The 11,811-nt window shown below is 44.8% G+C and carries 7 protein-coding genes; 3 read left to right on the forward strand and 4 right to left on the reverse strand.

The window, feature by feature from the left end:
* Nucleotides 1–454 precede the first annotated feature (454 nt).
* The 3 genes from AACT19_RS25015 to glgB all read left to right on the forward strand — a co-directional run bounded on the left by AACT19_RS25015 (nt 455) and on the right by glgB (nt 7,633).
* Nucleotides 455–2,908 carry a glycogen/starch/alpha-glucan phosphorylase gene (locus tag AACT19_RS25015; protein WP_076649333.1) on the forward strand — a complete coding sequence of 818 codons (2,454 nt, stop codon included), beginning with the start codon at nt 455–457 and terminating at the stop codon, nt 2,906–2,908.
* Between the two features lie 188 nt (nt 2,909–3,096).
* The gene (malQ, locus tag AACT19_RS25020) at nt 3,097–5,277 is read left to right on the forward strand and encodes a 4-alpha-glucanotransferase (protein WP_076649335.1); all 2,181 of its coding nucleotides are present in this window, start codon (nt 3,097–3,099) and stop codon (nt 5,275–5,277) included.
* Between the two features lie 175 nt (nt 5,278–5,452).
* Nucleotides 5,453–7,633 carry a 1,4-alpha-glucan branching protein GlgB gene (glgB, locus tag AACT19_RS25025; protein ID WP_076649337.1) on the forward strand — a complete coding sequence of 727 codons (2,181 nt, stop codon included), beginning with the start codon at nt 5,453–5,455 and terminating at the stop codon, nt 7,631–7,633.
* A gap of 80 nt (nt 7,634–7,713) precedes the next feature.
* Here the strand turns inward: glgB and AACT19_RS25030 are convergent, their stop codons facing one another.
* The 4 genes from AACT19_RS25030 to AACT19_RS25045 form a co-directional block, all read right to left on the reverse strand.
* Nucleotides 7,714–8,184, reverse strand: a complete 471-nt coding sequence (locus tag AACT19_RS25030) for a TetR/AcrR family transcriptional regulator (protein WP_004732091.1) — start codon at nt 8,182–8,184, stop codon at nt 7,714–7,716.
* A 222-nt stretch (nt 8,185–8,406) separates the two neighbouring features.
* Nucleotides 8,407–9,246 (reverse strand): energy-coupling factor transporter transmembrane component T family protein, encoded by an 840-nt coding sequence (locus tag AACT19_RS25035; RefSeq protein WP_076649338.1) that lies wholly within the window; start codon nt 9,244–9,246, stop codon nt 8,407–8,409.
* The gene (locus AACT19_RS25040; RefSeq protein WP_076649339.1) at nt 9,243–10,937 is read right to left on the reverse strand and encodes an ABC transporter ATP-binding protein; all 1,695 of its coding nucleotides are present in this window, start codon (nt 10,935–10,937) and stop codon (nt 9,243–9,245) included. Before AACT19_RS25040 ends, AACT19_RS25035 begins: the two co-directional genes overlap by 4 nt.
* A 6-nt stretch (nt 10,938–10,943) precedes the next feature.
* Entirely contained in the window at nt 10,944–11,492 is a 549-nt protein-coding gene (locus AACT19_RS25045) for an ECF-type riboflavin transporter substrate-binding protein (protein ID WP_004732085.1), read from the reverse strand.
* Between the last annotated feature and the right edge of the window lie 319 nt (nt 11,493–11,811).

The raw sequence follows: 11,811 nt of genomic DNA on the forward strand, positions 1-11,811 counted from the left end.
GCAAAACGGCACCGACTATGATCCTCCTCAGAAACCTTGCACTCCTGCATGTTTTTAAGCTTCTACGCCCTTTATTTGAGACTTTGCTCACATAGCGGGTTGGTTTGTGAATGTGACTTCCTTCATTCCAACACGTGAATCTATGCAAAAGATGAGAGGACGAAATTATTTTCGTGATCTGAATATCAAATTTGATAATGACTTTAATCCGGTTAAATAAAAGTCACATCAATTGAAGGTAAGTTATCGAACGGGAGCTTGTGATCTTAGTCACTCCAAGTTTTTGTTCGAAGTCAGAACATGAGAGTCAGATCACTAACCCTATGTCGGTACGCCCCCTACGCCCTCCCATCTACTCCTAGTTTGTCGCGTTAGCGGGAGGATGTTTAGTTAATGGTGACCATGCACGATATGTCACAGATGAATTAGAACTATTAAAAGCGAGATTTCTGAAATGAAACCAACTCAGCAAAAAACTTTCGATAAAGTGTCGTTCCAAGAAAGCGTTAAAAAGCATTTATCTGCAACCTACGCAACAACGATTGAAAACGCAGATAGCCGCGCATGGTACCTAGCAATGGGGCGTGCGCTAGCAGAACTCACAACATTTGATCTGTTAGAAACTGAAAATGACGAAAAAATTAAGAACGCGAAGAGCGTTAACTACCTTTCATTAGAGTTTTTGATTGGTCGTTTAACAGGTAATAACCTGATCAGCATGGGTCTGTACGAACAGATCACTCATGCAATGGAAGAGCTAGGTCAAAACCTAACTGATCTTCTAGAAGAAGAACGCGACCCATCACTAGGTAATGGTGGTCTTGGTCGTCTAGCCGCTTGTTTTATGGATTCTTGTGCCGCTCAAGAATACCCAACAGTAGGCTACGGTCTTCACTACGAATACGGTCTATTCAAACAGTCTTTCCAAGACGGTCGTCAACAAGAAGCACCTGACGCATGGCGTGGTGTTGAAGGTTACCCATGGGAAGTAGCTCGTCCAGAACTAGCACAACACATTGGTTTTTACGGTCATGTAGAAGTTGAATACATCGACGGTAAAGAAGTTCGTACTTGGGTTCCAGGTATGGAAGTAAAAGCAATGCCTTGGGATCTACCTATCGTAGGTTACGAGTCAAACACGGTTTACCCGCTGCGTCTTTGGGAATGTCAGGCAATCGCACCATTCTCACTAGCGAGCTTCAACAACGGTGACTACTTCGAAGCGCAACACTCGCTAATCGATGCAGGTAACATCACTAAAGTACTTTACCCGAACGACAACCACGAGAAAGGTAAGACACTGCGTCTAATGCAGCAGTACTTCCACTCAGCAGCGTCTGTTCGCGATATTCTACGTCGTCACGAAGCAGCAGGTTTCTCTCTAGAAGATCTGCCTAAGCAAGAAACGATTCAACTGAACGATACGCACCCAACGATCGCTATCCCTGAATTGATGCGCATCCTGATCGATGAAAAAGGTTTAACTTGGGACCAAGCTTGGGAAATCAGTGCTCATACGTTCGCATACACGAACCACACACTACTTCCAGAAGCATTAGAGACTTGGTCTGAATCTTTGATCAAACGTCTTCTTCCACGTCACATGGAAATCATTTTTGAAATCAACCACCGCTTCATGCAAGAAGTTCGCGAGATGTGGCCTGGTGACGGTGAGAAGCAAGCGAAGCTTTCTATCATCCAAGAAGGTTTCCACCGCATGGTTCGCATGGCAAACCTATGTGTGATTGGCTCTTACAAAGTAAACGGTGTAGCTGCGCTTCACTCTCAACTGGTTAAGAAAGACTTGTTCCCAGAGTTCAACGAAATCTTCCCTGGCAAACTGACTAACGTAACGAACGGCATCACGCCACGTCGTTGGTTGAAGTTCTGTAACCCAGGCCTATCTACGCTAATTACTGGCAAGATCGGAACTGAGTGGCCAGCAAAACTAGAGCAGCTTGAAGGCATCGCTAAGTTTGCAACAGACGCGAAATTCCAAAAAGAATTCATGGCTGTTAAGAAAGAAAACAAACAGCGCCTTGCTGATTGGGTTCAAGAGAACATGGGTATCGAGCTAGATACGAACGCTATCTTCGACGTGCAAATCAAGCGTCTACACGAATACAAGCGTCAGCACCTAGATTTGCTACACATTCTATCTCTGTACCACCGTATTCTTAACGAACCTGGTTTCGAGTGTGAGCCACGCGTATGTTTCTTCGCAGCGAAAGCAGCACCGGGTTACCACCTAGCGAAAGAGATCATCTTCGCGGTTAACAAGATTGCAGAGAAGATCAACAACGACCCTCGCATTGGCAACAAGCTGAAAGTGGTATTCATCCCTGATTACCGTGTAAGCATGGCTGAAATCATTATTCCTGCGGCAGACGTTTCTCAGCAAATCTCACTGGCTGGTAAAGAAGCATCGGGTACGGGCAACATGAAGATGGCGCTAAACGGCGCGCTAACTATCGGTACTATGGATGGTGCAAACGTTGAGATTCGTGAAGAAGTTGGCGATGAAAACATCTACATCTTTGGCCTAGACGTTGATGGTGTAGTGGCATTGCAAGCTCAGGGTTACAACCCATACGATTACTACAACGCAGACCCACTGCTGAAAGCATCTCTAGACCTACTGACTGGCGATGAGTTCTCTCCAGGTCAACCAGGCCTTCTACGTGCAACGTTTGATAGCCTACTAGACGGTGGCGACCCGTACCTATGTCTTGCTGATTTCGCATCTTATGTGAAAGCACATGAAGACATGGGCAAGCAGTACAAAGACCAAGCAGGTTGGGCTAAGAAAGCAATTCTTAACACAGCATTGGTTGGTAAGTTCACATCAGACCGCTCAATCCGCGACTACGTGAACAACATCTGGAAACTTGAAGCGGTTAACCGTTAATACTTCCAAAGTAGCCAAGGCAGTTTCTGCCTTGGCTCAATTAGCTTGTGAGCAAACGAAAGGCTTAAAGGTTTGTCGTTTATAAACAAGCTGCTTACAAACCGATTGTCACAAGCTAATTGATTAGTAAAAAATTAAATTAACAACCCTACAAAATAGAAAGCGTCAGAACGTTTTCGGAGAGAGCGATGAAAGAACAGACCGTATTAAAACAAGTCGCAGAAATGGCAAACATTGCCGACAGTTACGTTAGTGCGTGGGGCGATGAAGCACAAGTATCAGAAGAGACGATTACGTCTCTATTGGCTTCATTGGGCTACGATACAAGCAGCGATGATGCACTGCTTAAATCTGCAGAAAGAAAACACAAAAAAGATGTACTAGACCCAGTTCTTGTCTTGCGTGACGGTGAGCCAGTAGAAGTGGCGCTTAATCTAGGTGTAAGTGCTCGTGAAAGTGAGTTCAGCTGGCGCTTAGAAACCGAGCAAGGAGAGGTACTTGAAGGCTATCTTCAATCTCAAGTCGTTCGTGACGAGCGTGCCGAGGGTGGCCCTTTAGTGTTTGCATTGCCAAGTGATTTGGCATGGGGTTATCACAAGCTGATTGTGAGTCGTAAGCGCCGTAAGAAGCCTTACGAGATGACATTGATCATTACGCCAAAAGCGTGTTTCAAGCAGTCACCAATCGAGCAAGGTAAAAAGCTTTGGGGACCAAGTGTTCAACTGTACACACTAAGAACTCAGCACAACTGGGGTATTGGTGATTTTGGTGACCTTAAACAGCTTGTTGCTGATATCGCTTCTCGTGGTGGTGATTTTGTTGGTCTAAACCCAATTCACTCATTGTTCCCAGCGAACCCAGAAGGCGCGAGCCCATACAGCCCGTCGTCACGTCGTTGGTTGAACATCTTATACATTGATGTGAGCTCAGTACCTGAATTCGCATTAAGTGCTGAAGCACAACAAACGGTAGGCAGCGCTGAATTCCAACAGCGTCTACAAAAAGCTCGTGAAGCGCACTGGGTAAACTACACCGAAGTGTCTGAGCTTAAGATGAGCATCTTGCCTCTGTTATACGCAGAATTTAAGACTCGTCATCTAGACAAGAACAGCGACCGTGCACAAGCGTTCTTAGCGTTTGTAGAAGAGGGCGGTGAAAGCCTGATGCATCAAGCGGCGTTTGATGCTCTGCACGGTGAGTTACATGCTGAAGATTCAGGTATGTGGGGCTGGCCAGTATTCCCAGAGAAGTACCGTACATTCGAAAGCCCAGCGACACAGAAATACATTAAAGAGAACCTAGAGAATGTTCATCTTTACATGTACCTGCAGTGGTTAGCGGATTGCCAAATCAACGATGCACAGTCTCTTGCTGAAGAGAAAGGCATGGCCGTTGGTTTGTACCGTGACCTAGCTGTTGGTGTTGCGGATTCAGGCAGCGAAACTTGGGCCGATGAAGGCAATCTAGTGATGGATGCGAGCATCGGTGCTCCGCCGGATGTGCTTGGTCCTCTGGGTCAAAACTGGGGTTTACCACCGCTTAATCCTGAAGTGCTTCAAGAAACAAGCTACGACGCATACATCAAGCTACTCCGTGCCAATATGAAGCACTGTGGTGCACTTCGTATTGACCACGTATTAGGCCTACTGCGTTTGTGGTGGATTCCAAAAGGTGAAAACGCAACCAAGGGTGCGTACATCTACTATCCAGTACAAGACATGCTGTCAATTCTGGCGCTTGAATCTCACCGTTACCAATGTAGCGTTATCGGTGAAGACTTAGGTACGGTGCCGGATGAAATCGTCGATATCCTAGCGGATGCGGGCGTGCATTCTTACAAAGTATTCTTCTTCGAAACATCAGAAGATGACGGTGGCTTTATCTCACCGAAACATTATGCACCACAATCGATGGCGGCACTTTGTACTCATGATATGCCAACGCTTCGCGGCTTCTGGCATTGTGATGACTTGAAAATGGGTCAAGAGATTGGTTTATACCCAGATGCAGAACAGCTAGAAACCTTGTTCGACGACCGTCTGGAGTGCAAACAAGGTATCTTAGATTCAGTAGCATGGCATGGCTTCTTACCTGAAGGTGTTGGTCGTGATGCAAGCCAAGTACCGATGGACTCTTATCTTGCCGAAGCGCTTCAACTGCACGTTGCGGCTGGTGGTTCGACACTTCTTAGTGTTCAACTGGAAGATTGGTTAGAGATGGACAAGCCAGTAAACATTCCTGGCACTGTCGATGAATACCCTAACTGGCGTCGTAAACTATCAATGAACTTGGACGAAATATTTGCTCACGAAGGGGTGAATCGTATCGCTTCTAAGCTGACTGATGTTCGAGAAAAAGCAGCTAAGTAATGACGTTGAGTGGCTTGAAAATAGGTGGTTTTTTGCTTACGCCGTACGAAACTACAACCTCGGTCACTCAATAATGAATGTTCATCTGGTAGAATAAACCGTCGTTATATTGCCCGCACTAATAGCGGGCATTTTTGTATTATATTTTTTGGATGTTTGGTTAGGGAGAAGCGTTTTGGAACTAAGTTCGATTTCAAAGCAAAAACAAATATATACCCAACTATCACAGGCTTGTTTCACTGACCCATTTGCGTTTTTAGGGCCATACCTACCTTCTGAGCAAGGTGCATTACGTGTGTGGATTCCTGGGGCAAATAAAGTCGAGTTGATTGTTGGAAAGGAACCTCGTATTGAGTTAGCGCGAGAGGGTGAAAGTGGTTTCATTCTTAAGCAAGAGAGAGATTTACGTTTTACTCACTACAAGCTCGCGGTTGATTGGGCTGGAGTCGAGCAGATCATCGATGATCCATACCAGTACCACGATCTGTACGCGAGTTATGAAGATCTCCATACACCTAAAGATATGTATCATCACATGGGGGCTCAGTTTATTACGCTAGAGCGTGATGGACAGACGATTTCAGGTACGCGTTTCTTGGTGTATGCACCGCATGCAACAGCGGCAAGCTTAGTGGGTAACTTTAACGCTTGGGATGGTCGTCGTCATCCAATGCAACGCTTAGATTATGGCATGTGGGGCCTATTCATTCCTGAACTGGAAGAAGGCGCTCAATACAAGTTTGAATTAAAAGGACCTGATGGTGAAGGCTTACCACACAAAGCTGACCCATGGGGTTTTTACTCTGAGCAATACCCTTCATTTTCTTCAGTGACTTACGATCACGCTCGTTACGAGTGGCAAGATACTCAATGGCAGAATCGCCCTGTAACACAAAAGCGTAAAGAAGCACTTTCGTTCTATGAACTGCACGCTGGTTCTTGGAAGCGTAACGCTGAAGGGGAATTCTTAAACTACCGTGAACTTGCTGCTGAATTGATCCCATATTTAACGGACTTGGGTTACACGCATGTAGAGTTGATGCCGGTTTCAGAGCATCCGTTTTACGGTTCTTGGGGCTATCAGCCAATAGGCTTGTTCGCACCAACGAGTCGTTTTGGGTCTCCTGATGACTTCAAATTCTTCGTCGATCAATGTCACCAAGCTGGTTTAGGTGTTGTTCTGGATTGGGTTCCAGCGCACTTCCCTAGTGATGATCACGGCTTAGCCAACTTTGATGGAACACCTTTGTTCCATGATCCAGATCCACGTCGCGGTTGGCATCAAGATTGGAATTCGTACATTTATGATTTAGGCAAAGAGCATGTGCGTCGTTTCTTGGTTGCAAACGCACTGTACTGGTTCGAACAATTCCATATCGACGGGATTCGTGTTGATGCGGTTGCTTCGATGTTGTACCTCGATTATTCGCGTAGCCATGATCAATGGATTCCGAACGCAGACGGAGGCAACGAAAACTACGATGCCATCGCAACCCTTAAGTGGATGAACGAAGAAGTGTACAAGCACTTCCCGAATGCGATGACGATTGCTGAAGAATCGACGGCTTTCCCTGGTGTTTCAGCCCCAACCTTTATGGGTGGTTTAGGCTTCGGATTTAAGTGGAACATGGGTTGGATGCACGATAGTTTGTCTTACATCCACGAAGATCCAATCAATCGTAAATATCACCACGATACAATTACCTTCCCATTGGTTTATGCACACAGTGAGAACTATGTATTGTCTCTATCTCACGATGAGGTGGTTTATGGTAAAGGATCTATTCACGAAAAAATGCCTGGTGATGAGTGGCAGCAAACGGCAAATCTACGTGCTTACATGGGTTACATGTACGCGCAGCCGGGTAAGAAGCTGAACTTCATGGGTGCTGAATTTGGTCAGACGGCGGAATGGAACCATGATGATCAACTGCAATGGTTCTTGCTAGATTATGAACGTCATCAAGGCGTTCAGCGCTTAACGAAAGATTTGAACAACCTGTACCGTTCTGAAGCTGCAATGCATGATCTTGATTTCGACCCGAAAGGTTTTGAATGGCGTCTACAGGATTCAGCTGAAGCGAGTATCTTAGCTCATGAGCGTATCAGTGAATCAGGCGAGCGTGTATTGGTGGTTTCTAACTTTACACCCGTTCCTCATGAGCACTTCCGCTTAGGTGTTCCAGCACAAGGTCAGTACTCTTTGTTATTGAATACAGACTCTGCGGATTATGCAGGCAGTGGCTTTGAAGTGAAGCCGGTTGCTAAGGTTGAATCAGTAGAAAGCGAAGGCTTAGACACATCGATTGAGCTGCGTTTACCACCGTTATCGACCGTTTTTTACAAGCTAAATTAGGTCTATAAGTTGAAGTAAGCGATAACTAAAAAGAAAATGGGAGCCGAAAGGCTCCCATTTTTGTATTTCTAGTGCTTGGTTTAATGCTGCTTGAAGTTTGTGAGATAGAACATTGAACGTCCTACGACAGTCTCAAGGATTCGAACGGTATCAAGCCCAAAGCTATTAAACATTATCTCGCGGAATTGACCATCTGAACTGATGTTAAACTGTTCAGGGCTCTTGACCTGGGAGGCATGGAAAAACATCAATTTGATCACGAATCGAAATTGATCATTATCTAGAGCGTTTTGCCAAGATTGAATGAATACTTCTTCCGATGAGAACTCTAGATTCTCTATAACAATTGATAGCATGTGTTGGTGTAACGCTGATCGGATAGCGCGGGTCGATGGATAATAGCCCTGAAGCGTCGTCAAACTAATGCCAATTTCTTGAGCAATCCTTGCATAAGTTAGTGCTTCATGTCCTTCAGCCAGAAAAAGGTTTAGTACGATCTCATCGTAGTGCTTTTGATTTTCTAGTTTCTGTACTTGAGTAATTCGAGCCATTACAAATCTCTATTGAGTGTAACATTCTGTAAACGTGTATATTAAGAGTTTCTAAATTAGATTTCAAACCCAAGACGTAAGTAAACGGTCAGTTTATCGTCAAAAATAGTCAGTATTGAGTTATTGGTTCAATTGTTAATCAGATCTTGGCACACATAAAAACACCGCCCTATTGAGCGGTGTGTAATTTTAAGTCGTTGTTTGTATGTGGTAAATGAAAACTTAGAATGGATACCAAAACAATTCAGGTTCAAGAATGCGTTTCGCTATGGCCAACACCACAATAAAAGCAATGACACTCAAACAAACAAAGTCGATACGTTTCAAAGGCGCATAGCTATACCAAGTACGTGCCTTGTGTCGACCAAAACCTCGTAACGTCATTGCGTTAGAGATCTCGTCTGCGCGGTCCAAGCTAGAGAAAATGAGCGGACCTAGAACCTTAGCCACGTTTTTGATTCGAGTTATTAGGGGCGCTTTCTTCGAGAGTTCTACACCACGAGTTTGCTGAGCATGCATGATATTGATGAAGTCCTTCTTAACCTCTGGCAAGTAACGCAGCGTTAAGCTTACCGCATAGGCGATCTTGTACGGAACGCCGATACGGTTGAGGCTCGCTGCAAACTCAGTCGGGTGCGTAGTGAAGACGAATATTAACGCTATCGGGAACATACTCATGTACTTGAGCGTGACCGTGACTAAGTAAAACAGAGTCTCTTGGCTCAACGAGTAGTTACCCGGCAATGTTAGTAATACAGTTTCGCTACCGATGAGCTCAGTGCCTTGCTGCGGAGCAAGCAGGAACATGAATAAAGCATTTAGACTTAAGACACTCGCCGTACCTAATAACAAAGGCTTATACACGCGTATAGGCACATTGGTGAGCTTTAATAGGTATAAACCAGTCATAATAAGCAGCGTAATCAATCTCAGGTCGAACGTAGTCAATACCACGGTTACCCAAGCTAAGAAGAGTGCAAATTTCGTGATGCCATTTAATGCGTGCAGGGGGGATTTGGTATCAATGTAGTTGATGCCGAATTTTACTTTTGATGCGTTCATAGAGAACTTCTCTCGTAGTCGATGAAGTACTGCATAAACGCATTGGTATCGTCGATTTTCATCATAGTCGCGAGTTCATAAATACTAGTGGTACAGAGGTTTGCACGTTCTAGAAGCGATGGCTGACTAAACACTTCCGTCATGGCTGCATTGGCAATCAACTTGCTGTCTGCGATTACGATTGAACGTGTGGTGTACTCGAGAACGAGATGCATGTCGTGTGAGATGATCACCACAGTAATACCCAAATCACGGTTAAGCTTTTGGATAAACGCCAACATTGACGTGTAGTTTCGGTAATCTTGGCCTGCTGTTGGTTCATCCAATATGAGGAGTTCAGGTTCCAGCACTAAGATAGAAGCGATGGTTACACGTTTTTTTTGGCCGTAGCTCAGAGCTTCGATCGGCCAGTGGCGGAACTTGCTCAGCCCACATAGCTCAAGAACATGCTCTACTTTTTCTGTAATCAGCTCTTCTGCAATATTGCGGTTACGAAGACCAAAAGCAATCTCGTCAAAAATCATATGATGCGAGATCATATGATTTGGGTTCTGCATCACGACACCGACTTTCTGGCTTCTTTCAAAGATAGAAAGCTCAGATAAGTCTTCACCATTTAGATAGGAAGAGCCTGAATCGGCATCGATCACACCCATGATGAGTTTGGTGATGGTAGATTTACCCGAACCGTTCTTGCCCAGAATCGAAACAAACTCGCCTTTGCCGATCTTGAAGCTCACATCTTCGAGTGCGTTCTTCTCGCCATCGTAAGAATAAGTCAGACCATGAACTTCGAGTAAAGGCTGATACTGCTTTTCTGCAGCTGGGGCAGGGCGGTCAGCAAACCAAGCTTGAACTGCTGGGCGGAACCTTTTGTAATCCAAAGCTTTGAGGTTTGACAGCTTATCTTCGCAGGTTAGTGGGGCTTTCGCCGCTTTAAGCGCAGATAAGTAAAGAGGCTCACGAATACCGTGCGTATCAAGTAACTTAGACGCTAAAATTTCATCGGGAGTCATATCCGCGACGATTTCACCGCGCTCCATTAAGATCACACGATCGATATCACGATGTAGGACATCCTCGAGGCGATGCTCGATAATCACGATGGTTTTGTTGGTTTCTTTATGCAGTTGGTCGATGATCTCAATCGTTGCCTTACCTGTTTTAGGGTCAAGGCTTGCTAAAGGCTCATCAAACAGCAAGATATCAACGTCATCAATTAAGATACCCGCTAACGATACTCGCTGTTTTTGACCACCAGAAAGATCGTGTGGCGAGCGCTCAAGCATGTCCGCTAGGTCAACCATTTTTGCAGTCGACTTAACTAACGGGTACATGTCAATGTTCGACATCAACTGATTTTCGAGTGCGAAAGCAATATCTTCACCGATACTCAAACCCACAAACTGGCTGTCAGTATCTTGCAGTACTGTGCCGACTTGTTCGGTATAATCGTGCATCGAAAATTCAGAGATATTCTTGCCGTTGATCTCTAAAGAGCCAGTTACCTCACCTTTAATTGCATGAGGTATTAGGCCATTGAGACATTGACCTAGGGTAGATTTACCACTGCCACTTGGTCCAATAATGACGATTTTCTCTCCTTTCTCTATCCTTAGATTGATATTTTTTAGCGTCGGTTTATCCAGCGACTCATATCTAAAAGAGAAGTTCGAAAATGCTATAGTCATTATCGCTTATGCCTCAGTCAGGTTGCGGCTTTGTTTGTTGCGTTTAGCGACTGATTTTAGGATCAGGAAGCCCACAACAGCGATCAGAACGGTGTTACCCGCTGCGATGATAGACAGTTGAGTGAAGACTTTAGTAAACGGTTCTGCATATAAGATAGTATCTAGGAACGCAGAGCAGCCATAGCCTACAACGTTACCTGCAAGGGCCAGTATCACGAACAATACAAAATCTTTCATTGGCAGTTCGCCTTGTTGAAGACGGTTCTTAGTCATCATAGGGAATAAGCCGATAACCATACCTACGATACCTGAGCCTAAAACCCAGGTTAACCACACGCCCCAGCCAGCGAACAGATCCGTTACCCAGTGACCGATAAAGCCAACCAAGAAGCCAACAATTGGGCCGAACAAAACAGAAAACAGTGCTAGGACTGCCATCGCTGGTTTCAATGTCGTGTTCGCAAACACAGGGACACCAAACATAGGTAAACCACCAATGCCGTACAGTGCCGCTCCAATGGCGATAACGACCACTGTTTTAGCTGAAAAGTTCATAGATAACCTCGAATACTGAAAAATAAAGCAAAATAAAGAACAAATATTCGCCATTATTAATATGCGTCTCAATGAGAACGTTTTTTGGGCAAATATAAAAAATAAGGCGCGCATTATACAGTAGAACCCTTCCATAAGGGAAGATAAGTGTCTAGATGTCTAAAATTCCATCTGAACACCTAAATATCGTGTGAAATACGTATTTTTACGGTTAATCAAGCAACAAAAAAGCCAGAGCGAGTCTGGCTTTTCATTCGTCTTAACAATGTGTTAAGCGGGTTCGTCACATATCTACGACCGTTTAGTGGTCTAGATATAG

Source organism: Vibrio sp. 10N.222.47.A9, assembly GCF_963872585.1.
Classification (GTDB): Bacteria; Pseudomonadota; Gammaproteobacteria; order Enterobacterales; family Vibrionaceae; genus Vibrio; species Vibrio splendidus.

What these genes read in the sequence shown, in the direction of transcription:
- AACT19_RS25015 (WP_076649333.1), top strand. Translation starts at nt 455, where the DNA reads ATGAAACCAACTCAGCAAAAAACTTTCGATAAAGTGTCGTTCCAAGAA.
- malQ (WP_076649335.1), top strand. Translation starts at nt 3,097, where the DNA reads ATGAAAGAACAGACCGTATTAAAACAAGTCGCAGAAATGGCAAACATT.
- AACT19_RS25030 (WP_004732091.1), bottom strand. Translation starts at nt 8,184, where the DNA reads ATGGCTCGAATTACTCAAGTACAGAAACTAGAAAATCAAAAGCACTAC.
- AACT19_RS25035 (WP_076649338.1), bottom strand. Translation starts at nt 9,246, where the DNA reads ATGAACGCATCAAAAGTAAAATTCGGCATCAACTACATTGATACCAAA.
- AACT19_RS25040 (WP_076649339.1), bottom strand. Translation starts at nt 10,937, where the DNA reads ATGACTATAGCATTTTCGAACTTCTCTTTTAGATATGAGTCGCTGGAT.
- AACT19_RS25045 (WP_004732085.1), bottom strand. Translation starts at nt 11,492, where the DNA reads ATGAACTTTTCAGCTAAAACAGTGGTCGTTATCGCCATTGGAGCGGCA.